Annotated in this window: 19 protein-coding genes; 17 read left to right on the forward strand and 2 right to left on the reverse strand. The window is 67.6% G+C overall.

Annotated features, from left to right (window positions below; all coding sequences use genetic code 11):
* Nucleotides 1-173: 173 nt before the first annotated feature.
* On the forward strand, nucleotides 174-2,828 hold the full coding sequence (locus tag OEX18_12920; protein ID MDH4338167.1) for a serine/threonine-protein kinase: 2,655 nt from the start codon (nucleotides 174-176) through the stop codon (nucleotides 2,826-2,828).
* A gap of 7 nt (nucleotides 2,829-2,835) precedes the next feature.
* On the opposite strand, the gene OEX18_12925 is transcribed toward OEX18_12920, so the two are convergent.
* Nucleotides 2,836-3,729, reverse strand: coding sequence for a prolyl oligopeptidase family serine peptidase (locus tag OEX18_12925; protein ID MDH4338168.1), 894 nt, complete (start codon nucleotides 3,727-3,729; stop codon nucleotides 2,836-2,838).
* An 81-nt stretch (nucleotides 3,730-3,810) separates the two neighbouring features.
* On the opposite strand from OEX18_12925, the gene dusB reads away from it, so the two are divergent.
* The 15 genes from dusB to OEX18_13000 all read left to right on the forward strand — a co-directional run bounded on the left by dusB (nucleotide 3,811) and on the right by OEX18_13000 (nucleotide 20,032).
* Nucleotides 3,811-4,863 (forward strand): tRNA dihydrouridine synthase DusB, encoded by a 1,053-nt coding sequence (gene dusB, locus OEX18_12930; GenBank protein ID MDH4338169.1) that lies wholly within the window; start codon nucleotides 3,811-3,813, stop codon nucleotides 4,861-4,863.
* 52 nt (nucleotides 4,864-4,915) lie between these two features.
* Nucleotides 4,916-6,271, forward strand: coding sequence for an ATP-binding cassette domain-containing protein (locus tag OEX18_12935; GenBank protein ID MDH4338170.1), 1,356 nt, complete (start codon nucleotides 4,916-4,918; stop codon nucleotides 6,269-6,271).
* Nucleotides 6,271-6,852, forward strand: a complete 582-nt coding sequence (locus OEX18_12940; protein ID MDH4338171.1) for a hypothetical protein — start codon at nucleotides 6,271-6,273, stop codon at nucleotides 6,850-6,852. Before OEX18_12935 ends, OEX18_12940 begins: the two co-directional genes overlap by 1 nt.
* A complete protein-coding gene (locus OEX18_12945) occupies nucleotides 6,836-7,882 on the forward strand; it encodes an aldo/keto reductase (protein ID MDH4338172.1) in 1,047 nt (348 codons plus the stop codon). Before OEX18_12940 ends, OEX18_12945 begins: the two co-directional genes overlap by 17 nt.
* A 25-nt stretch (nucleotides 7,883-7,907) precedes the next feature.
* Nucleotides 7,908-10,754: a CHAT domain-containing tetratricopeptide repeat protein gene (locus OEX18_12950; protein ID MDH4338173.1), complete on the forward strand. Its 2,847-nt coding sequence runs from the start codon at nucleotides 7,908-7,910 to the stop codon at nucleotides 10,752-10,754.
* Between the two features lie 53 nt (nucleotides 10,755-10,807).
* Nucleotides 10,808-11,413: a sigma-70 family RNA polymerase sigma factor gene (locus tag OEX18_12955; GenBank protein MDH4338174.1), complete on the forward strand. Its 606-nt coding sequence runs from the start codon at nucleotides 10,808-10,810 to the stop codon at nucleotides 11,411-11,413.
* On the forward strand, nucleotides 11,410-12,087 hold the full coding sequence (locus OEX18_12960; protein ID MDH4338175.1) for a hypothetical protein: 678 nt from the start codon (nucleotides 11,410-11,412) through the stop codon (nucleotides 12,085-12,087). Before OEX18_12955 ends, OEX18_12960 begins: the two co-directional genes overlap by 4 nt.
* 124 nt (nucleotides 12,088-12,211) lie before the next feature.
* Nucleotides 12,212-14,653: a T9SS type A sorting domain-containing protein gene (locus tag OEX18_12965; GenBank protein ID MDH4338176.1), complete on the forward strand. Its 2,442-nt coding sequence runs from the start codon at nucleotides 12,212-12,214 to the stop codon at nucleotides 14,651-14,653.
* A 47-nt stretch (nucleotides 14,654-14,700) separates the two neighbouring features.
* Nucleotides 14,701-15,960, forward strand: a complete 1,260-nt coding sequence (locus OEX18_12970; protein ID MDH4338177.1) for a right-handed parallel beta-helix repeat-containing protein — start codon at nucleotides 14,701-14,703, stop codon at nucleotides 15,958-15,960.
* Between the two features lie 2 nt (nucleotides 15,961-15,962).
* The gene (gene pgeF / locus OEX18_12975) at nucleotides 15,963-16,811 is read left to right on the forward strand and encodes a peptidoglycan editing factor PgeF (GenBank protein ID MDH4338178.1); all 849 of its coding nucleotides are present in this window, start codon (nucleotides 15,963-15,965) and stop codon (nucleotides 16,809-16,811) included.
* Between the two features lie 77 nt (nucleotides 16,812-16,888).
* Complete coding sequence (locus OEX18_12980; GenBank protein ID MDH4338179.1) at nucleotides 16,889-17,791, forward strand: MBL fold metallo-hydrolase; 903 nt, start codon at nucleotides 16,889-16,891, stop codon at nucleotides 17,789-17,791.
* A gap of 11 nt (nucleotides 17,792-17,802) precedes the next feature.
* A complete protein-coding gene (locus OEX18_12985) occupies nucleotides 17,803-18,369 on the forward strand; it encodes a thioredoxin family protein (GenBank protein ID MDH4338180.1) in 567 nt (188 codons plus the stop codon).
* Nucleotides 18,370-18,382: 13 nt separating this feature from the next.
* A complete protein-coding gene (locus tag OEX18_12990) occupies nucleotides 18,383-18,820 on the forward strand; it encodes a DUF2007 domain-containing protein (GenBank protein MDH4338181.1) in 438 nt (145 codons plus the stop codon).
* 7 nt (nucleotides 18,821-18,827) lie between these two features.
* Nucleotides 18,828-19,319: a hypothetical protein gene (locus tag OEX18_12995; GenBank protein MDH4338182.1), complete on the forward strand. Its 492-nt coding sequence runs from the start codon at nucleotides 18,828-18,830 to the stop codon at nucleotides 19,317-19,319.
* Between the two features lie 8 nt (nucleotides 19,320-19,327).
* Nucleotides 19,328-20,032, forward strand: a complete 705-nt coding sequence (locus tag OEX18_13000; GenBank protein MDH4338183.1) for a haloacid dehalogenase type II — start codon at nucleotides 19,328-19,330, stop codon at nucleotides 20,030-20,032.
* A gap of 358 nt (nucleotides 20,033-20,390) precedes the next feature.
* On the opposite strand, the gene OEX18_13005 is transcribed toward OEX18_13000, so the two are convergent.
* Entirely contained in the window at nucleotides 20,391-21,566 is a 1,176-nt protein-coding gene (locus OEX18_13005; GenBank protein MDH4338184.1) for a hypothetical protein, read from the reverse strand.
* Nucleotides 21,567-21,840: 274 nt separating this feature from the next.
* On the opposite strand from OEX18_13005, the gene tkt reads away from it, so the two are divergent.
* A complete protein-coding gene (gene tkt / locus OEX18_13010) occupies nucleotides 21,841-23,874 on the forward strand; it encodes a transketolase (GenBank protein MDH4338185.1) in 2,034 nt (677 codons plus the stop codon).
* Nucleotides 23,875-23,881: the final 7 nt, after the last annotated feature.

The following is a 23,881-nucleotide window of genomic DNA, read 5'->3' on the forward strand; positions in this document are numbered from 1 at the left end:
CATCTACTTCGTGCGCATGATCGCGGGGTCATACGTCGAAACGCGTAAGATCGTCATGCTGAAGTAGACGACCGTCTGCTCCGGCATCTCGAAGAGAACAAGCGGGCCCCCTGCGGGGGGCCCGCTTTCGCTTTCACCCGGCCACCGGTATTGGGTATACTGCCGCGATTCCCATGGAACCAAACACCAGACTGGGCAACTACGAGGTCATCGAGAAGATCGGCGCGGGCGGAATGGGCGAGGTGTACCGCGCCCGTGACACGCGCCTGGGGCGCGACGTCGCGCTCAAGCTCCTGCCCGCGGTCTTCGCCGACGATCCCGACCGCCTCGGGCGCTTCGAGCGCGAGGCGCGGCTGCTCGCGGCCCTCAACCACCCCCACATCGCCGCCATCTACGGGCTCGAGCACGCGGAGGGCAAGCGCTTCCTCGTGCTGGAACTGGTGCAGGGGGACGATCTCTCCACGCGCATCGCGCAGGGCCCCATTGCGCTCGAGGAAGCGCTGCCGATTGCGCGCGACATCGCCGAGGCGCTCGAGTACGCGCACGAGCAGGGCATCGTGCACCGCGACCTCAAGCCGGCCAACATCAAGCTTACCCCCGAGGGCCGCGTCAAGGTGCTGGACTTCGGCCTGGCCAAGGCGCTCGAATCCGAGGACGGCACCGACCCGCGCCTGTCGCAGTCGCCCACCGTGCTGGCGAGTTCGCCCACCATCGCCGGGGTGATCCTGGGCACGGCCGCCTACATGAGCCCCGAGCAGGCGCGCGGCAAGAGTGTCGACAAGCGCGCCGACGTGTTTGCTTTCGGCGCGGTGCTCTACGAGATGCTCACCGGGAGTCAGGCGTTCGTGGGCGACACGGTGAGCGACACGCTGGCGTCCGTTTTGAAGACACAGCCCGACGCCGCCGCGTTGCCGGACAACACCCCGCGCGTCATTCGCGAACTGCTCAGGCGCTGCCTGGAGAAGGATGCGAAGCTGCGCCTGCGCGACATCGGCGAGGCGCGCATCGCCATCGACACCGCCCGCCATGCGGGACCGGACGAGGCCGGTGGAGCCGCCGCCGCGGCAGCGCCGGTGGACGGCGCCGCGCGCTTTCGCGCCAACCTGGTGTGGGGTGTGGCCACGCTTGCCATCGCCGCCGCCGCCTTCTTTGCCTCGCGGCTGGTAACACCGGCGCGGCACGACGCGCCGCTGCGCAAGCTCGCCATCGCGGTCGACGACACGGACGGCGGCATGAGCGCCATGCGCCTCGCGCTCTCGCCCGATGGACAGCGCATCGCCTACATCGCGAACGATCGCCTTTGGGTGCGCGAACTCTCCAGTCTCGAGCCCGCTGAAATCCCCGGGACGGAGAAGGCGGAGATTCCCTTCTGGTCGCCGGATGGCACCCAGATCGGCTACCGCATCGGGTCCACCTTCTACCGCGTGAGCGCGTCGGGTGGCAAGGGCACCGTGGTGAGCGCAACCTCGGAGTCGTTCACCGGCGGTTCCGGGGCCGCATGGACGCAGGACGACCGCATCGTCTTCACCACCGGCGCGAAGGGAATCCTGGAGGTGCCGGCGCTGGGGGGCGACCCGGTGGAGATCGTCCCCAAGTTGCCGGACGAGACCGATATCCACGAGCCGAGCGTGCTGCCCGGCGGCCGCGGCTACCTGTTCGTGTCCCACCTGCAGAGCGGAGGACCCCGCGATCTGGTGGTCTTTGCCAACGGCGAGCGCAAGACGTTGCTCTCGCTGCCCAACCAGCGCCTGTGGACGCCGCGCTACGCGTCCACCGGACACATTCTCTTTCGGCGCACGCCCACCAACTCCGGCATCTGGGCGCTGCCGTTCTCGCTCTCGTCGCTCGAGGCCACCGGTGAACCGTTCCTGGTGGCACTCGACGGATCGGAGCCGTGCCCGGGACCCGGCGGCCTGCTGCTGTACCGGGCGGGTGGGGGTGTCGCCAGCATGCAGTTTGCGTGGATCGACCGCGACGCCGGCATGACACCCATCAGCGACGTCTTCGAGAACACCGGGCATCCGGCGATTTCACCCGACGCCCGTCACTTCGCCGGCATCGTCAACGAGGGAAACAACAACGGCGACATCTGGGTGTTCGACCTGGCGCGCGGCACGCGCCAGCGGCTGTCGTTCGATCCCGCCTGGGACATCAGTCCCACCTGGTCACCGGATGGGAAGACGGTGTACTGGGTGAGCACCAGGGATGGCGTGATTCGCGCGCGGCGCGCGGACGGCACCGGAGAAGAACAGATGCTGGTGAGGGGCTGGGGTCCGGACGTTTCGCCCGACGGCAAATGGATGGTGTTCGACGCAGACAACCCCGCCACGTCTTCCGCGGATGTCTTCATGGTCGCGATGCCGGCCGACAGTACGAGCGAACGCACCGCGGTCATCAGCACCGCCAAGAACGAGGGTGCGCCGCGCATCTCGCCCTCGGGGAATTATCTCGCCTACGAGTCCGACGAGTCCGGCCGCGACGAGATCTATCTCACGCGATTCCCGGGTTTCGAGGGCAAGTGGCAGGTCTCGGTGGCGGGGGGGACACGGGCGCGCTGGGAGGGCGCGCGGCTGTACTTCACGTCCGACAGCGCCATGATGGAAGTGGAGGTGACCGAAACGCCCGAACTGCGCCTCGGCAACCCGCGCCAGGTCTTCCTCATCGACGACGCCCACGTCTACCTGGGCCGCACCTCGTCGTACGACGTAGAGCGGGGCGGGAAGCGTTTCGTTATGTCCTACAACGCCAGTTCGTCCGTGGCGAGCCAGATGCTCGAAATGATCGTGGTGGAAAACTGGCCCGCCGAGTTCAGCAAACCCGCAAAGTAGCCCCGCCTCACCCGTCCGTCGCGCTGCCCCGCAGGTAGCTGTCAAACCACTCCACCGTGGCCCTGGTGGCGTTCTCCAGCGCCTCGCTCGCAATGCGACCGTCGTCGTAGCCGTAGGTGTGGCCGGTGAGCAGGCGCAACAGCTTCTTGTCCGCCTTGATGGTGGGCGTGTCGTAGAACGTGTACGACTGCGCCACCGGAACCGTGGGGTCGTGCTCCCCGTGCACCACCAGGTGCGGCGTGGTGAGTTCCTCCGCGCGCTCGCCCACCGCGTAGCGGTCGCGGTTCTTCTCCATGTCTTCCAGCAGCTCCAGCCCGAGGGCGAGCGATGTGCCGGTCGCGTAGTCGGTGAAGACCAGTTCGCCCCGGTCGCGCCAGAGCTTCTTCTGGCGCTCGGTGTAGTGCTGGGGGTGGGCCAGCGCGGACCAAGTGGCGAGCGCGGCGATGGAAGGATCCTCGAGCGCCTTCACCGCGGCCACCAGCCCGCCGCGGGAGTGACCCCACAAGGCGATGCGCGGGTTCACCGGAATCCCCAACGCCGAAGGGCCGGCGCCACGCACCCAGGCGATCACCGCCGAGAGGTCGTCGAGTTCGCGCGCAATGGTGTTGTTGCGGAAGAGCGCCGGCGCAACGAAGGTGGCGTCCAGGGACAGGCGCGCCTGTCCGTCCTCGGGCACGCGGCCGTTGTGCGAGAAGTCCATGACCAGCGCGCCGAACCCCTCGTCCTGCAGGCGCAGCGCCACCAGGGGGATGAACCCCCAGCGCCGGTAGCCCTTGAACCCGTGGCACATGATCACCAGGTGCGGGCTGGGCTCGCCGTCGCGGGTGAGCGCGGGATACCAGTCCGCAATCACCGGGTGGGTGTCAAGGGTGGGAATGCTGACGACGAATCGGGTCTGCATGGCTGACTGTCCGCCAAGATAGGCAATTTCCGTTGTCATTGCAAGACTTAGACGTTGCGCCGGGCCCCTGCTTCCCCTATCATGGTTCGGATTCATATGGTGCTTTCCAACCTGCAAGGTCTTCCCAACGGTGCGCGCGTCATCCTGGCGCCGCTGTGCGGCGTTACCACCGCCCCCTTCCGGCGCATCTGCCTGGACCACGGCGCCGACATGGCGGTCACCGAGATGGTGAGTTCGGAGGCCATGACGCGAAGCCGCGAGATGTACTGCAAGGCGCTGCACGGGCTGGACGTGGCCGAGGGGCCGCTGTCGCTGCAGATCTTCGGCGGAAACCCGGTGCGCATGGGAGAGACCGCCGCGCGCCTCTCGGAGCAGAAACCCGAGTATCTCGACATGAACTTCGGTTGCCCGGTGAAGAAGATCGTCAAGGGCAACGGTGGCTCGGCGGTGCTCAAGGACACGCAGCTGCTGTCGGATATCTGTGGCGAAGTGGTACGGCGCAGCTCCGTGCCGGTGTCGGCCAAGATCCGCGCCGGCTGGGACCGGCCCACGGGCGAGAAGGTCCGTGAACTCGCGCGCGCCATCGAGGGCGCGGGTGTTTCCATGCTGACCATCCACGCGCGCACGCGCGCGCAGGGGTTCTCCGGCGAGGCCAACTGGGACCTGATCGCCGAGGCCAAGCGCGCGGTGTCGATCCCGGTGGTGGGCAACGGTGACGTGCGCTGCGCCGATGACGTGCTGCGCATGCACGCGCGCACCGGTTGCGACGCGGTAATGATTGGCCGCGCCGCCATCGGTAATCCGTGGGTGTTTGCCGAGGTGAAGACCGCGCTCGAGGGCGGCGAGTTCACGCCGCCCACACCGCGCGAACGCGTGACCACAATGATCAATCACATCGACCAGACGGTCAAACTGGAGGGCGAGCCCGGCGGCGTCATCGCATCGCGCAAGATCATGGCTGCCTACCTGAAGCGGGCGCCCAACGTGCGCGAGTCGCGCGGTGCGCTAATGCAGGCCCGCACGCTGTCCGAGGTGCGCGACATCATGGGCGCCTATCTCGATCGCATCGGCCCCCTCGCCGACGTGCCCTTCCACTCGCAGGCCGGCGTCGAGTCGTCCTTTTCGGAGTGCTGACGCCGCCGGCCGGCCGCCCACTCCACACGCGCGGTGCACCCGCGCATCCCGCATGACCGCTCCCCTCATCTCCCTTCGCGATGCCGTGGTTTCCTACCAGGCGCAGGCACGCCCCGCGCTGGACGGGGTGTCGATCGACATCGCCCCGGGCTCCTGGACGGCGGTCTCCGGCGCCAATGGCTCGGGAAAGAGCACGCTGCTGGCGGTGCTGGCGGGGCTGTTGCCGTTGCGCGCGGGCGGCATGGAACGCGCCGCGCGCCGCGTCGCCATGTTGATGCAGGATCCGGACGACCAGCTGGTGGCATCGAGCGTGGCGCACGAGCTGGAGTTGTCGGTGGACCCGGCCGAGCCGAGCCGGGCGGTGCGCATTGCCGAAGCTACCGAACGCTTCGACCTCGCACCGGTGCTGGAGCGAAACCCGCACCGGCTCTCCGGCGGGGAGAAGCAGCGCCTCGCCATGGCGACGGTGTGGCTGGAAAATCCCGACGTGCTCCTGCTCGACGAACCGCTCGCCTATCTCGACGCCGAGAATCGCAGCCGCGTGCTGGGCTTCGTGCGCGAGTTGAACGCGGCGGGGGCGGCGGTGGTGTGGGCAACGCCGGGAGAGGACGTGGCCCTCGCGCGCGATGCGATCGTCCTCGAAGACGGCCGGGCGTGCTACCAGGGGCCGCCGGCGGGCGTTCCCGCCGGTGGGGTGGTCGACGCCGGCCCGGCCGCGAACGGGGCGGCGCGCCCCGCAGCGGCGCCGGGTAGCCCGGCCGCGCTGCAAATGCAGGGGGTCACGTTCGCGTATGGCGACGTGCCGGTGCTCTCGGACCTGAACCTCGAGGTGGCGGTGGGGGAGTGTGTGGGCGTGTTCGGTCCCAACAGTTCGGGAAAATCGACCCTCCTGCTGGTCGCCGGCGGCGCGATGCGGCCGGCGGCGGGGCGGGTCGTGCGGGCGGGGAGCGCGGCGCTCTACCTTCCGCAGAGTCCAGAGCGGCTCTTTTTTGCCGAGACCGTGCGCGAAGAGATCGCGTTCGGGCTCAGACGCCGCGGTATCGCCGCCGCCGACATCGAAGGCCGCGCGGCGGAAAGCCTCGGGGCGTGCGGTCTCGACCCGGCCGGGTTTCTCGACCGCTCCCCGTTTCAGTTGTCCTTCGGCGAGATGCGGCGGGTGGCGTTCGCCATCGCCCATTCGCTCTCTCCCGCACTGCTGCTGCTCGACGAGCCGGCGTCCTGTCTGGACGCCAGCGGCCGGCGCGTGCTGCGCACCCTCATCGACGGCTGTGTGGCCGCGGGAGGCGCGGCGGTGGTGGCGTCGCACGATATGACGCATTTGCAGGGAGTTGGCGGCCGCATCGTCTCGTTGACGCAACCCCAACCGGCGGATAGTATTCCCGCCAATACTCCAACCAGGAGGCTCTAGTGGATCAACAATCGTTCGGCGCAGTCCTGCGCCTGCTCGCCATCGCGAGCATGATCGTCACCGTCGTCAGCAATTACTGGCGGCACGGTGACATCGACCTGACCGGGCGCTTTGCGAATATGCGCACCCTGTACGCCCGCTCCGTGATCGTCGGCGTCATCGTCGCCGCGCTTGCACGGATCAACGTTCTCGACATGCTCCGTGGTACGCCGGCGTTCTCGTCGTACCTCGGATTCTATGGGATCGACATCGTGGACGACGCCATCGGCGTCCTGATGACTGGTATGATTCTGGCGCTCTTTGCCAAGCTGTGGAACGACCTGCTCGACATTCTCTACGAGTTCAAACGGTTCATGCGTGGCAAGGCCAACGCGTTGCGCCCGGACGACGTGCCACGCACGGTGCGTGAGCCGCGTGATTCGCGCGAGCCGCGCGAAATGCGCGACATGCGCCGGGGCCGGCGCGGTGGCCGTGGCCGCGGGGACCGGGACCGCGAAGGCGGCGACCGTGACCGCTATCGCGACCGTGATTCGCGCCGTCCGGATACTCCGAGGGAACCGAACGGTGCCGGCACTCCTTGATCGATTCCACGTGCTGGGCCGCAGCGGCCTGCGCGTATCGCCCCTCTCACTCGGGACGATGACCTTCGGAACCGAGTGGGGCTGGGGAACCCCGAAGGACGAATGCCGCCGGATCCTCGACGCCTACGTCGAGGCCGGCGGCAATTTCGTCGATACGGCGAACTTCTACACCGGCGGCACCAGCGAGACCTTTCTGGGGGAGTTTCTGGCCGGGCGCCGCGACGAGATCGTGCTGGCCACCAAGTACGCCCTCGCCATGCGTCCGGGCGACGCCAACTCGGGTGGTTCGCATCGCAAGAACCTGATGCAGTCGCTGGACGCGAGCCTCGCCCGGCTCAAGACCTCGTACATCGACCTCTACTGGGTGCACGCGTGGGACTTCACCGTTCCCATCGACGAAGTGGTGCGCGCGCTCGACGACGCGGTGCGCGCCGGCAAGGTGTTGCACGCGGGCGTCTCCAATGCGCCCGCGTGGGTGGTGGCGCGCGCCAACACCATGGCGGAACTGCGTGGGTGGACGGCTTTCTGTGCCACCCAGGTGCAGTACTCGCTGGCCGAACGTGCCATCGAGCGGGAAATCGTCCCCATGTGCAGCGACACGGGTGTGGGGGTGGTGGCGTGGTCGCCCCTGGCGGGCGGTGTGCTGAGCGGAAAGTATGCGCGCGCCGACTCCGGCAGCAAGGCGCCGCTGGACGAGAGCCTGCGCAAGGAATCCAACCAGAAGCGCGCCAATGAGCGCAACCTCGCCATCATCGCCGTGGCCGAAGCGGTGGCCGCCGAGATCGGCCGTTCGGCCGCACAGGTGGCGGTTCGCTGGGTGATGCAGCGCCCCGGTGTCGGCAGCGTCATCATCGGCGCGCGCACCCTCGCGCAACTCAACGACAACCTCCAGGCTGCCGCGTTCGAACTGTCCGCGGAGCAGATGCAACGGCTCGACGCCGCCAGCCGCATCGAGGCCGGGTACCCGCACGACTATCTGCGCAGTTCGACCGTGACGCGCTTCCTCTACGGCGGCGCCAGGATCGAGTAGGCGGCGCCACGCGCTTCGCCGGCCCATGCGCGCCGTCCTCGTCATTGTCATCCTGCTTGCCGCGCCGGTTCCCGGGTACACCGCTTCCACCGTCTCGATCGCCGATTCGCTCGCCGCGCGCGTGGAGCCCCTGTTTGCGGCCGGTGCCTACGACTCGATCCTTGCCCTTCTGCCCGGCTACCTGCTCGAGGCCGAGAGCCGTGGCGACTCCATCCTGCTGGGACGCGCGCTGACGCAGCGCGGGCGCGTGCTCCTTATGAAGGGGATGCGCGAGCGGGCAATCGTGGACCTCGATGCGGGCGTTGGTATCGCGGAGGCGATGGCCGACACCGCGGGTCTGATGCCCGCGCTGAACTTTCGCGGCTTCGCGTACGGCGGCGCGGGTGCGTGGGACGACGCCATGCGCTGCTACCAGCGCCGGCTCGATCTGGCGCTGCTGGTTCGTTCGCCACTCGACGAGGCGTGGGCGAGGACCAGCATCGCCTATGTGCAGCAGCAGCGGGGTCACGAGGACGAAGCGCGCAAGAATTACCGGCGCGCGATCGCGCTCTTTCGCGCGGCGCAACGGCCACGGCTGGAACTGACGCCGCTGATCGGGCTGGGCCGCGTGGAGAGTGCGGCCGGCAACGAACGCGAAGCGATTCGCTGCTACCAGCGCGCGTGGGTGGTGGCGCGCGAGGTGGGCGACCGCGTCAACGAGATGTGGGCCACCAACAACCTGGGTTCCCTGGAGGAGAGCAGTGGCGACATCGGTCGCGCGGCCGAGTACCAGCGGCGCGCGTACGAGATTGCGCGCGAACTCGCGTATCCTCACGGCATCGTGATTCCCGCCATCAACCTGGCCCGGCGCGCAACCGAACTGGGCGACTTTGCGGGAGCGGATGCAATCCTGCGCGAGACGCGTGAGTTGTGCGTCTCCCAGTCCGAGCCGGAGTCCATCGACATCGTCGACTTCGCCATTGCGAATCTCCGCCTGGCGGAGGGCCGATACCAGGAAGCGGCCGCCATTCTTGATCGACTCCTGACCCCGGTGACGCGTCTGGAGCCGCAGTACCGCGACCGCGCGATGCTGGGGTACGCACGCGCTCTCAACGCAAGCGCCGGCGCGGAGCCGGCGGTGGCGTGGCTGGAACATCGTTTCGATGCGGGAGACCTGACCCACGCCGACACCCGGGCCGGCGTGGCACTCTACTGCGCGTTTCTGTACGCCGAAGCGGGCCGCACGGAGCGCGCGCTGGCCTTTGCGGCTCGGGCGCGCGCGCTGGCCGACGACAACGGGCTGGTGCGCCTTGCGGTGGCGGCGCGCCTGCGCGAGAGCATCTGTGAGCGTGCATTGGGCCGCCCGGCGTCGGCGACCGCATCGCTTCACGCCGCCATGGAACAACTGGAGGCATTCCGGGGCCGTATCAGCAGCCCGGAATGGCGCGAGGCCTACGGCCAGGAGACGTCGCGGCTGGTTCTGCAGGCCTCGCGCGTCCTGCTGGAGTACCCGGACTCGCTGAGCGCGGCTGCGCGCGAACGTACATTCTTCGACACCATGCAGCGCGTCAAGACGCGCACGCTGCTGGACCGAATCAGTGACCCCCGTGCCACGCCGGGTGCACTCGCCGTGCGCAACCCGGTAACGCTGTCCGAGACGCAGGCGGCGTTGCGCGACGGGGAACTCCTGCTGGATTTTCTGGCCGGAGACGAGATGAGCTTTCTGTTCGTGGTCTCGCCCGGCGACTGCCGGCTGCTTGAACTACCCGGCATCGGTTCGCCGCTCGAAGAGCGTGTCGACCTGTTCCGCCGCATCGTGGCAAGCCCGGACCCGGTGGGGCGCGCGCAATACCCGCCGGAACGCATCGCACCCATGCAACGCGCCCTGGGGCACGAAGTACTGGGTGCGGCGGCCGGCCTGATCGAAGCCGCACGGTGCGTGTTCGTATCGCCGGATGGCTTCTACTCCCGGATCCCGTTCGGCATCCTCATGCCCGGCGACGCGCCGCTCATGGCCGGGCGCGACGTGATCCTGATGCCGTCGGCGAGTCTGCTCGTGCTGGATCGCGCCCGCGGGCGAACGCACTGCGAGGACGCGGGCCGGCTGGTTGCGATTGGTGCGGGCGCGGATGCCCGCCTGCCGGGAGCGCGAGACGAAGTCAACGGCCTCGCGCGCCACTATCGAAACGTGGATCGCGTCCCGGTGATTCCCGGCGGGGAAGCCCTCGCGGATCTGCTCACGCCCTGCGACGTGCTGCACGTCGCGGCGCACGCGCTGGTTGTGGACCGGTCTCCGTGGGACTCGGGGATCCTGCTCGGTACACCGGTGGGCGGCGGCGACGATGCGTTGCGCGCGTCGTCCGATACGCAGCCACCGCGGCCCATTCTGTCCGCCGCGGATTCGTTGCTCGTCGCGCGCGAGTTCCCCGGCGATCCCTACCTGCGCGCGTGGCGCATCGCGGGACTTCCAATCCATGCACGGCTTGCGGTTCTGGCCGCCTGTGAAACCGCCGGCGGGCGCGTGACCACCGGCGAAGGCACGCTGGGCATCACGGCGGCGTTTCTGAGCGCGGGGGTTCCGGTGGTGGTGTCGAGCCTGTGGCCGGTCGACGACCGCTCCACCGAACGCATCATGACCTCGTTCTACCGGCGTTTGGCCCGCGGCACGCCGGTGGCCACCGCGCTGCGCGAGGCGCAGCTCGAGATGAGCCGTACCCCGGGGGGTGCGCACCCCTTCCTGTGGGCCGGGTTCACGGTGGTGGGTGACGGAACCGACCCCGTCCCGATCGAACCCCGCGGGGACGTGCGGATCCCGGTTCTGGCCACGCTGCTCCTGCTCCTGGCGGCGGTGGTGACGGTACTTCGTCGACGGCTGCCCGCCGGGATGCGATAATCCGGCGGTTCCGGCCATTCCCGGCCCGGGCAGAAACTTCCCTGTGATAAATCATGACGGATGCGTCTAAACCAGTGGGGCCCGGTCACCCGCCCGACGACGACCTGCTCCGGGTGGTTCGAAACGACCCGGATCCGGCGCGGCGGGTGGCGGCGGCGACAGAACTCGTCACGCGATATCGCGACGCCGTGTACCTGTGGTGTTTCCGGTACACGCGGGACCGCGAGCGGGCGCGGGACCTGTCGCAGGACGTGCTGGTGTCCGTGTGGGAGAAGATCGCCACCTTCGAGGGCCGTTCGAAGTTCTCTTCGTGGATATTCTCGGTGACGCGGCACCGGTGCATCGACGCCAGCCGGCGCGTGGATCTTCTCGCGGACGATGTCCAGCCGGACGACGTCCCCGATCCGGCGCCGTCGCCCGATGTCTCATTCGAGAACGAGACCGGCGAGGCGTGGCTGATGGAGATGATGCGCACGGAACTCGATCCCGCCGAGCAGAGCGCAATCTGGATGCGCTGCATCGAGCGCATGCCGGTGGATGAGATTACGCGGCACCTGGGTGTGGAGGGTGCCGCCGGGGCGCGGGCGGTGCTGCAGCGCGCCCGCCGAAAATTGAGAGCCGCCATCGAGCGGCGCGAACGCGGAGGGAGGAGCGCATGATGGAGATGAAGTGTGTGGACGTCGAGCATATCGGCAACGTCCTCGAGTATCCCGAAGACCATCCGGTTCGGCGGCACGTTGCCGACTGTCCTCGCTGCCGGACGCTGGCTGAGAACTTCCGCGCCTTCATGCGTGCCGAGACCACCGCGGACGCCGGGCTGGACCGGGCGCGCGTGGAACTCGACGGTGCCATCGCGCGGCTCGCAGGGCGCGCGCTTCCCGCCGCATCGCCCGCCGAGCGGGGCGTGAAGCGCATGAGCTGGGTTCGCGGACTGCTGCGCCCCATGCCCGCCCTGGCGGCGGTGGCGGTGGTGGTGGCGGTCGCGGCGGTGGTGCTCACGCGCGATCGCGGATTCGAAACCCCGGTGCTGCGCACCCAGGACGGTGCCGGGACCGCGTGGCTGCTCCACGAACCGGCGCTGCGACGCGACGGCGCCATCGTGCTCTCCTGGGAAGCGGTCGCGGGCGCGGACGCGTACCAGGTGGGCGTTTTTGGCGTCGTGCTCGAGTCCCTTGCGACACTCGGACCCGTTCTCGAGACGTCGGTCGTGCTGGACCGATCCGCGCTTCCCGCGGACCTGCCCGACAACGCGGACCTCACCTGGCGCGTGATTGCGCTGCGCGCGGGCGCGCAGGTGGCCGTCTCCGAGCCGCGCTCGGTGCGGATGCCGTAGAACGCGGCCCTTTCCCCCCTGGCACCGGCTTTTTTCTCATGCCGGCGAGTGATTTTCGTCCCGCCTGGCCGTCCTATCCCATTGGATCACAACTTCGCGGTCCGACATCCCAGGGAGAATTGCCATGCACAGAACGCTTTCCGTTGGACTCCTGCCGGCCGCACTTGCGGCTTTCTCAATTGCGTCGGCACCGGATCCCGCCAACGCGGGCTGGTATCCCGGGGTTGCCTACGTCGCCGGCAACGGGATCGACAACATACAGAACTTCAAGGTCCTGCCCGATGGCGCGGGTGGCATGTTCGTGGTCTGGCAGGACTCCAGCGCGACCACCGGCTACGACATCTGGGCCGCCCGGCTGAACAGGTACGGCGACTACCTCGTCTACCAGCCGGTCTGCAACGACGGCGGGAACCAGACCTTCCCGGATGCGTGCATCGATCCCGCCACCGGCGGCCTCTATATCGCCTGGGAGGACGACCGCTACGGCGGCACCGACATCTGGGCGCTGCACATGCTCTCGGATGGTCAGGTGGTGGGCTGGAATCCGGGCGGACAGCCGGTGTGCAGCGAGGCGGGCAATCAGGGCCAGGCGAAGATCGCTCCCGACGGGACCGGCGGCGCGATCCTCGCGTGGGAGGATCTGCGCTCGGGTCTCAGCGTCGACATCTATGCGCTCCGTGTCGATTCGGCGGGCGACCCCATCTGGACGCCCAACGGCATCCCGGTGTGCACGAGTGTCAAGAGCCAGACGAATATCGAAATGGTGGCGGACGGCCAGGGGGGTGCGGTGCTGGTGTGGCAGGACTACCGTTTCACGACTACGGGTCCCGACATCTACGGCCAGTTGCTGGACCCCAATGGGTACGGGCTCTGGACCCCGGGTGGAACGGTGATCAGCGCGGAGGCCAACGCACAGCTCAATCCACGGCTGGTGGCCGACGGCGCCGGCGGCGCCATCTTCACGTGGGAGGATTATCGCTACGGTAATTCGTACGTTTTTGTGCAGCGTGTCGATTTCAAAGGTGACGCGGCGTGGACGCCGGGGGGCGTCCTGGTTACCACGTATGGCTACGAAGGTGGATCGCCTTCCATCGCGACGGACGGCCAGGGAGGCGCGGTGATCGCCTACCGCGAGGAGAGCTTCTACTCTAGTTATGGTACCGACATAGTGGCCGCGCACATCCTGGCATCTGGCACCGCGGACTATCTGTTCGACATCTGGATTTGCTCGGCCACCGGCGACCAGGCGTTTCCATCCATTGCGTACGCGGGGGCAGATGGATGGGTGGTGGCGTGGCAGGACATGCGCAGCGGAAACTGGGACGTCTACGCGCAGCGCATCGGCGCCGATGGCCGCCAGGTATGGGCGCCGGACGGTGTGCCCATGCTGGCAACCACCTATCCCGAGCAGAGCGTCGCGGTCGTCGCCGGGAACGCCGGCGCCGCGCTCGGCGCCTGGTTGTTCGAGAACTCGCCCAACGACAACGACCTCTATGCGACCCGTCTCAACGGGGACGACGGCGCGTGGGGGCATCCGGAACCCACCCTCCTTTCCGCGGCGGACACCCCCAGCGACCAGGGCGGCCACGTGATGCTCACCTGGAAGGCGAGCGAGCGCGACACCCGCACCATGCAGGAGATCACGCACTACACCATCTGGCGCGAGGCGGGCGTGGTGGCGGCAGATTCGCCCGAACTCGCGGCCCCGGGGGCGTTCATCGACCCGGCCACGATGGTGTCTGACTTCACCGGAACCGCCCGGCGCATCGTCGTGAGCGCGGCTGGCGCCACCACGTGGGAGTACGTGGCCACCGTGCCCATCCGCTACGCCACGCAGTACAACTTCAACACGCCCACCCTGAGCGACTCGGTGGGCGGCGACCCGGCCGACGAGACCTACCAGGTCCTCTCGCACGCGGGCACGTTTCTCTTCTGGCAGTCGGAGGTCATGAACGCCCATTCGGTGGACAACCTGGCGCCCGCGGCGCCGCTCATGCTCAGCGCTCAACGCGTGGGCAACGACGTGCAGCTCAGCTGGAGTCCGTCCGGGGCAAACGAGAACGATCTGCGCGACTACGCCATCTATCGCGCCGGCGCGCCGGGTGTGACGCCCGAGCCGTCGCTGTTGGCGGGAAGCGCCGGGCAGGCCGGGTTTCTCGACGTGGCACCCGGCGCGGGACCGCTCTATTACATTGTGACCGCGGTCGACGTGCACGAGAACCAGAGCACGCCGTCCAACGAGGCGCAAATTCTGGCACCCACCGGAATCGGCAATACGCCATCCATCCCGGCCGCGCTCACACTCATGCCCAACGCCCCCAATCCGTTCGGCGCAAGCACGAGATTCCGGGTGGGCTCGCCCGAGGCCGGCATGGCACGGGCGGAACTCTACGACGTGGCCGGGCGGCGCGTGTGGAGCGGCGAGATTCCGCTGCAGGCGGGCTGGCGGGATGTGGTGTTCGACGCGCGTGACGCGCACGGACAGCCGCTGGCGAGCGGCGTGTATTTCTACCGCATCCACCTCCGCGGCGAGACGCGGACGCACAAGATGGTGATTGCGCGGTAGCATGGTCGGTGTTTCACACCGGCGCGGCGATCGGTTAGGATGTTGCAGTGTATTTCGCTCCCGGCATCCTCCTGGTCGCCGCGCTTTTCGTTTCTTCGCCGGTCATGGCCGCGGCATCCCGCGATCGTGCGCCGGTGATCCGGGTGTCGGACGGCGACGAACTCGCGCGCGTGCTCGCCACGCCGCTGTCCAACGTGCGCATCGAGCTCACCCGCGCCATTGATCTCACCCCGGTTTCGGCCATCGATCCCACCTGCGGCAACTGCGAGGATCCCGCCACGCCGGTTGCGATCACGGTTGGCGTGACCGTTTCCGGAGAGGGCGTGTGGATAGATGGCGCCGGCCATGAGATTCGCACCCATGCCGGCTACGGTGTCTATTTCGATGACTGTGACGGCTGTGGTATCGAAAACGCGGTGATCACCGGCGGCGAGCGCGACACCGCCCAGGCGGCCACCGACGCCGCTGTCGTGGTGCGTGACGGTGCGGTGACGATCCGCAACTGCGGAATCGTGGACAACATCGGTGATCCAGACACGGTGCGCAGGACGATCGTCGGCATCATGGGCGTGTGCGGCCGTGAGGGGGCGGACATCACCGTTGAGAATTGCGAGATCGTGCGCAATTCGTGGGATGGTATCGCGTTGTATCGCGGCGCGCGCGCCGTGATTCGCAACAACTATATCGACGGGGTCGATCGGGCGCGCGGCGAGGATATCGGTGGTGGTCGCGGCGTGGCCGTGGGCGTCACCTGGACGGGGAGCGCGCTCGTCGAGCGCAACTGGATCCGGCGCTACTGGAAGGGGCTCGGCGTGTTCGTGGATGCGGACGTGGTGGCGCGTGGCAATATCGTCGAGGAGATGCTCACCTGGGGGATATCCATCTGGGACGCGGATCGCGGACGGCCGCGGGCCGTCGTGGAACGCAATGTGGTGTACGATTGCGGGGCGTGTGGCATCTCCGTCGCGCGCCGTGCGCCCTATGACCCGGACGAGAAGCCGGGCCGGCTGACCCGCAACCTGGTGGTGCATACCGGACAAAACCCAAAGTATGACGCGTCCGACTACTACTGCCACCAGTGTGCGCTGGCGTTGCACGCGGTGCCGGATGGGTTTTCCATCCGCGGCAACACGTTCTACGACAATCGCGTGGCCGCAGACAGCCTCTTCAGCGCGGATGCAACGCGCGAGATGTTCTGGCGCGGACGCCGCGGCTGGGTACGCACGTTCCGGAACAACGCGGTCGGCATCGATGGGCGCCTGCGATTCCACGAGAGCGCGTTTCTCACCCGTTATCCGAGGTGGTAGAATTGATCGACCGCACCCGCCAGGGAGTCCGCTTCTTCACCTTCGAGTCGCTCGATGCCCACGGTGGCGTGAGCGCGGTGGTCACCACGCGCATCGGGGGTGTGAGCACCGGTCCCTTCGCAACCATGAATCTCGGGCGCCGCGGTGGTGATGACGCGGACGCCGTCACCGCCAACCGCGAACGCGCCGCGCCGCTGGTGGCATCGAGCGCGCCACAGCTCACCTTCGGCAAGCAGGTGCACGGCGCCAGCGTGGCCGTCGTGACCCGCGATGGCCGCGGACGTGCCTTCGACGACACCGACGCGCTCGTCACCGATGTTCCCGACACACCCCTGGTCATCTTGACCGCCGATTGCGCCGCGGTGCTGCTGTTCGACCCGGTGCACAACGCCATCGGGATCGCCCACGCGGGTTGGCGCGGGACGGTGGTGCGGGTGGTGGCCGCCACCGTGGAACGCATGCGCGAGGCGTTCGGTTCGAATCCACCGGAGCTGCTCGCCGCCATCGGTCCGTGCATTGGCCCGTGCTGCTACGAGGTGGGTGGTGAGGTGATCGACGCCGTCTCCGCGGCCTTCCCCGTCGAGACCGACGAACTCATCCGGGAGCCCGACATGGCCTCGGCGGGGAGCTTTCGTGCCTCGGTGAACGAGGATCGCAAGCACTTCGATTTGTGGCGTGCCAACGAGCGAATCCTGCTGGAGGCCGGCGTACCGGAAGCCGGCATCGAGGTGGCGGGGCTGTGCACGTCCTGCCGCACCGACCTCTTCTACTCCCACCGGGCCGAGCACGGCAACACCGGACGTTTCGGGGCACTGATCGCCATCCACGGCGCCACCTCGCGGGCGTACTGAGCACTCGCCCCGCCCGCCGTGCTTGCCAGCCTGCGGTTGGCTGGGTATCATTGGGACGCACCGTCGACAGGAGCCGCATGAACTACCGCTTTGGTTTCTCCCGTATTGCAGTGATGACCGCTCTCGCCCTCATGGTTGCCAGTGTTTCGCCCGCCCAGCAGGACGAAGACGTACGCATCACGTCCACGCGCGTCTCGGGCAACGTGTACATGCTCGAGGGGCAGGGCGGAAACATCGGCGCCTGTGTTGGCGACGACGGCATCCTCATCATCGACGACCAGTTTGCGCGGTTGGCGGAGAAGATCCGCGCCGCCTTGCGCGAACTGAACCCCGGCCCGGTGGAGTTCATTCTCAATACCCACTACCACGGCGACCACGTGGGCGGGAACCCGGTGTTCGGCAAGGAAGGAACCATCATTGCGCACGAGAACGTGCGCAAACGCGTGTCGACGCAACAGGTGAGCGGCGATCGCGTACGCGACGCCATCGATCCCGCGGGGTGGCCGGTGGTGACGTTTGCCGACGCGGTAACGATTCACTTCAACGGCGAAGACATCCGTTTCCTCCACCTGCCCGCCGGGCACACCGACGGCGACGGGGTGGTCTACTTTCCGAAGGCCAACGTGATCCATACCGGCGACCTGATGTTCACGGGCAAGTTCCCGCGGGTCGATTTCGAGGGGGGTGGTTCCGTGGAGGGCTACGCCGCCGCCCTCACGTGGGTTCTGGAAAACATTCCGCCGGATGCGAAAGTCATTCCCGGTCACGGGGCGCTTTCTTCCATGGAGGACGTGCGGCGCCAGCGCGACATGATCGTGGAGACGCAGGCCTTCGTCCGCGCCCAGGTGAAGGCCGGCAAGTCGCTGGCCGAGATACAGCAGGCGGGACTGCCGGACGAGTACGAGTCGTTCGACTGGAAGTTCATTACCACCAGCAACTGGGTCGACGACCTGTACCGGTCCGTCACGGCCAGCAATTGAGAGGAGACCGCATGCCGGATCCGCAGATCGATGTCGCCCCGTACTACAACAATGGTATGTCGTGGGCGCAGTTTCTGGATACCGCCACCCAGAACAAGGCGCGTCTGCAGGCGTTCTACGACGCGTTCGATTTTGACGAAGACACGCTGACCTTCTTCAACGGCCGCACGCCGCTGCAGGTGCTCGCCATTGCGGAGGATTGGTGCCCCGATGTGGCCCAGAGCCTGGCCGTCATCGCGCGCATCGCCGACGAAGTCCCGGGTATGGAGTTGAGCATCGTTCGCCGCGAGGGGAACGCGGAACTGATGAGCGAGTATGCCACCGGCGGCAAGGAGCGCATTCCCGTGGTGGCGTTCTACGACATGACCTTTCGCGAGCTGGCGCGCTGGGCCGGGCGCTGCCGCGCGGCGGACGCGTGGATCTTCGACGAAGTCCTCAAGGGCACGCGCGACGTGACCTCGCTGTCGAGCGGCGCGGCGGAGACGTTCAACCAGGAGTACGACCGGCGCTTCCGCGAGAGCTACGTCTGGGATACCATCAGCGAGTGGCAGCACCTGCTGGAGGACGAGGACTACTGACGGAGCAACAACTGTGAACCCGCGCAAACCAACTTCGCAGACGGAATGGGTGACCGTTGCCTCGTTCAACCAGCCCATCGAGGCGCACCTGGCCCGTACACGGCTGGAGGCCGAGGGGATCCCGTGCGTGGTTGGCGACGAGAACCTGGTTCGTGTGTACGCGTTTCTCTCCAACGCGGTGGGGGGCGTGAAGCTCAAGGTGCCGGCGTACGCCGCCGAACAGGCGCGCGCGGCGCTCCGTCCCCGTCCGCGGTTGGTGGAGGCCGCCGGTGAGGACGACGCGGCGGACGGAGAGATGATCTGCCCGCGCTGCCGCTCCTACGATGTGTACTACCAGCGCTACAGCCGGCGTGTCGCCGGTTTCTTCATTCTGCTTTTCGGTTTCCTGATTCCGTGGCGGGATCGGCGCTGGACCTGCAAACAGTGCGGTTATGAATGGAAGGAGCGTTAGAGACGTCATGACCCAGCCCACGCCCATGTCCGGCGCCGCCCTGGATGTTCCGGTTCACAAGATCGAGGTCGCGCACCGCCAGGCACAAGTCGTCACCGGCGCCATCGCCGGTTCACTGGTGGTCTATGCCGCGATGATCGAGGTGCTGCGGCGCACGCTGCCCGCGCCAGAGGATTTTGCCAGTTTCGAGATGTTGCGCATTGCGTTGTTTGCGTTTGCCGGGGTTCTCGTATTCACCTCCACCGTGCTCAAGGGAACCATCCTGCGCAATCCGCCGGCCAGTGGCGACATGCGCATTGCGCGCCTGCGCACCGCGAGTATCATCACCGCGGCCTTCGCGGAAGTGCCCGTTATCTTCGGGCTGGTGCTGTTCATCGTGGGGCGGCAGACGAGCGACTTCTACATCCTGCTGCTGGTGTCGATCTACATGCTGGTGCGGCACTTCCCGCGCAGGGAGCAGTGGGAGAGCTATGTGCGCCGCGGTGGCGCGGCCCGCTGACGACCGTCATGCTCGACCTGCGCAACTTCGACGTCATCTCCTTCGACTGCTACGGCACCCTCATCGACTGGGAGTCCGGCATCCTCGACGCCCTTGCGCCGTTTCGTGAGGCCGGGAAGCTCGATGTCAGCGACGAGTCGCTGCTGGCGAGCTTCGCCATGCTCGAGGCAACCCTGGAGGACGGGGAGTACCGCCGCTATCGCGAGGTGCTGCGGGGTGTTATGCGCGGGCTGGCCACGCGCTATTCCGTTCCGGAAGCGAAGGTCGACCTGGATGCACTGGCCAGCTCGTTGCCCTCGTGGCAACCGTTCCCCGACACGGTGGAGGCCCTGCAGAGGCTTCGCGCACACTACAAGCTCGCCATCATCAGCAACATCGATGTCGACCTCTTTGCCGGCACCGCGAAGCACCTCAACGTGGAGATCAGCCATCTCATCACCGCCGAACAGGTGGGTGCCTACAAGCCGTCGCAGGAGAACTTCACCCTCGCGCTGCAGAGCATGGGCATTCCCCGCGAGCGGTTGCTGCACGCGGCGCAGAGCCGCTTTCACGATATCGCCCCGGCGCGCGCCCTGGGGATCTCCTGCGTGTGGGTGAACCGGCGGGGCGCGAAGTCCGGTGGTGGTGCCACCGCGCGCTCCGCCGCGGTTCCCGACCTGGAGGTGCCGGACCTCAAGACCCTCGCCGACCGAGTGGATGCGGCCTTCGCCTGAGCGCCGGGTTCCGTGGTTGAATCAACCGCGGCGTGGAAATGATGGCCTGCGGACGCCATTTTTCTTGCTTAACCGATAAGAGGCCGGTTTACACGGCCGCCGCGAAGCGGTATACTATTCAGCAGGTTTTCCCCGTCCGGACGCGTATTTCTGGACGGCGCGCAGTCGGGCAACCGACCCACCTCCTAGAAGACTGACCTCCTCTGGTGGGGCGCCGGCCGAAATACCGCGGGCGGGGGTGAGGCGCGCCGCCGGGGCAGAGAACAGCAAGGCCCGCCCGAATCAGGACTCCGGTCCCGTTTCGGGCGGGCTTTTCGTTGCGGTCACCTGCCAGGACGCGCGGCGGGTTCGGTCCCGATCAGGGCTTGTAGCCCTTGGCAAGACCGATCCGGTTGGGCGTTGCGCTCCCCTCGGAGTCGCCGGTGTACCAGAGCAGGAAGTGACCTTCCGTGCCCGCCGGTATCGATGCGTCGATGGAGGCTGCGGGGTGCTCCAGATCGCCCGAATCGAAGGGCAGCGGCACCAGCAGGTCCGAACTCGGCGCAAGGACCGGCAGCGACGCGCGGCTCCACGTGAGCCCATTGCTGCTGGTGGCATAGCCGATCGTGTTGAGCACGTCGCCCGCCTGATCGCCGGCCTCGTACCACATGTGGAACGCGGGCGAGGCGGCCGGGTCATGGACCACCGACGGTGCGTTCACCGAGTACGCGTCGAAGGCCGCGGAACCCGGGGAGAAGACCGGTCCCGCGGAGGGCCCGGTATTGCCGGCGGCGTCCTCTATCACCCATGCGATCCCATCGGCGGATTCCGCATAGCCGATGCGGCCGGGTCCGTCGTCGGCCCCGTTCGTCGTGTTGATGGCTTCGAACCACATCTTGTAGGTGTCGCCCTGGAGAATCACGCAGGGGTCCGCCACCCGCACCGACGCGAATGCGGCGGTGAGCCCGGTGCACGGCGTGAACGACGACCATGTCACGCCATCAGCCGACGTGCCGTACAGAATCGTGCTGGTCTGGCCCGTCGTGCCGCTGCGCCCCTCGAACCACATCTTGTAGCGCTCTGCCGCCTCGGCCGGCCGTTTGTCGACCAGGACGGTGGGATCGGTGGCCGCGAACGAGTAGCCACTGGCTGGTGCGCCCGTTCCAACGACCAGCGTCCGTCCGATCGTCAGGGGCAGGAGGTCTTCTTCGGCGGAACTTACCAGGCCGATCACGGTTCCCTGGGTGCCGACCGCTTCATAGTAGAGGAGGAACTTGTCACCGCCGGGGCGGCCGGAATCCACGGCGATCGCAGGGCTGTCCACCTCGTTCCGGTCGAATCCGGAGCCGCTCTCGGCCAGCACCGGGATGATCTCGCCGGATACGTTGCGCGCCCGCGAATACACGATCTGGCCGGATACCTGGCCGGGGCCGCCGGGGCCGCCGGGGCCCGTGGGCGCGGAGTCGCCCCCGCACCCCGCCGCGGGGATGGTGAAGATTGCTGCGAACGCCAAGGCGATCGGGGTGCGGAGGCTTCCTTTGCGGTGCTGTCGCATGCCTGTTTCCTTGTTCTCGGGTGAATGTGGACGGACTGACTGACGTTGCGAACTGCAATGGCCATGCCGGGAGAAGGAGAGCCGTAAGCTGATGCGCAAACGTAGCTTGGCGCGACGGGTGGGCAGCGGTTTCTGTAGCGCGCGTCACAACCCGTGTCTCACGCGTGTCTCAAGTGTCCGCCTCGAAACCGCTTGAAAGGGCTGTCGCGGAGGGGTAGTTTCGCCCTGACAGCCGCAGTCGCCATCGAACCCAACCGTCAGGGAGACTCACACCATGAACGCCATCGACCGGACGTGTATCGACACGATCCGATTCCTCGCGGTGGATGCTGTCGAAAAAGCCCGCTCCGGCCACCCCGGAATGCCCATGGGCGCCGCCCCCATGGCCTACGTGCTGTGGGACCGTATCCTTCGCCACAACCCCGGCGACCCGCTGTGGTTCGACCGCGACCGCTTCGTTCTCTCCGCCGGCCACGGCTCCATGCTCCTGTACGCGCTGCTCCACCTGTACGGCTACGGCCTCTCACTGGAAGACATCGTCAACTTCCGCCAGTGGGGCAGCCGCACGCCCGGGCACCCGGAGTTCGGCCACACCCCGGGGGTCGAGGCCACCACCGGCCCGCTGGGGCAGGGCTTCGCCATGGGTGTGGGCATGGCCATGGCGGAGGCGCACCTGGCGGCGCGTTTCAACGTTCCCGACGAAGCCCCGGTGGTGGACCACTACGTATTCGGAATCGTGTCCGACGGCGACCTCATGGAGGGCATCAGCAACGAGGCCGCCTCGCTGGCGGGAACGCTGAGGCTTGGAAAGATCGTCTATTTGTACGACGACAACCGCATCACCATCGACGGCGCCACGTCGCTGGCGTTCAGCGAGGATGTCGGCAAGCGCTTCGAGGCGCTGGGATGGCACGTGGAGTCGGTGGAGGACGGCAATGACATCGACACCATTGAAGAGGAGATCCGCGCCGCGCAGGACGACCCGCGTCCGTCGCTGATCAAGGTGCGCACCCACATCGGCTATGGCAGTCCGCGCGAGGACTCCGAGAAGTCCCACGGCGAACCGCTGGGTGCCGAAAACGTGCGCGCCGCCAAGACGAAGCTCGGCTGGCCGCTGCAGCCGCCGTTCCACATCCCCGATGAGGCGCAACGGCATTGCCGCGTGCGTGCCGAACACGGTGCCAAGCTGCAGCGCGACTGGAGCGCGCGCGTCTACGAGTATGGCCGCGATCATCGCCGCAAGGCCGAGGAGTTCAAGGTCGTGCGCGACGGCACCTTCAAGCGCGGGTGGGACAAGGATCTGGTGACCTTCGACAAGGCCATCGCCACGCGCGCCGCGTCGGGCAAGACCATCAACGCGCTCGCCGAGCGCATTCCCACGCTGCTGGGCGGGTCCGCGGATCTGACCGGGTCCAACAACACGCGCATCGAGTCGTCGGGCTTCTTTGCGTCGCACGCCTACCACGAGCGCAACATCCACTTCGGCGTGCGCGAGCACGCCATGGGCGCCATCGTGAACGGCATGGCACTGCACGGCGGCGTGGTGCCCTACGGGGGCACCTTCCTGATCTTCTCGGATTACATGCGGCCCGCCATTCGCCTCTCCGCGCTGATGGGGGTGCCGAGCACGTTCGTGTTCACGCACGACTCCATCGGCCTGGGGGAGGACGGTCCCACCCACCAGCCGGTCGAGCAACTGGCCAGCCTGAGGGCGATTCCCGGGCTCACCGTGTTTCGGCCCGCGGACGCCAACGAGACCGCGGCCGCGTGGACCGTTTCGCTGGGGCTCACCGGCCCGCGTGTGTTTGCGCTCTCGCGCCAGGCGCTGCCCATCCTGGAGGTGGGCGCGGATGTGATGCGCAAGGGCGTGGCACGGGGCGCATACGTGGTTGCAGAAGCGGAAGGGAAGAAGAAGCCGGACGTGGTGCTCATCGCCACCGGCTCGGAAGTCCACCTGGCGCTGGAGGCACGCGGCGCGCTGGCGTACCGCGGCATCGCTGCGCGGGTGGTATCGATGCCGTCGTGGGAACTGTTCCGCCAGCAGACGGTGCGCTATCGCAACTCGATCATGCCGAAGTCCGCGCGCAAGGTGGCCATCGAGGCGGCCGCCAGCATGGGTTGGCGGGAATGGGTGGGCGACAAGGGTGCGGTGATCGGGCTGGACCGCTTCGGCGCGTCGGCGCCGGCCGGTGTGGCCATGGAGAAGCTCGGCTTCAGCGTGGAGAACGTGGTGAAGACGGTACTCGAGGTGGTCGGCAACACGGCGAAGCCCACCGCGAATCCGGCAACGCAGCCCCAGGAGGGTTGAGACGCTT

It is taken from the genome of Candidatus Krumholzibacteriia bacterium, assembly GCA_029865265.1.
In the GTDB taxonomy this organism is placed as follows: Bacteria; Krumholzibacteriota; Krumholzibacteriia; order WVZY01; family JAKEHA01; genus JAKEHA01.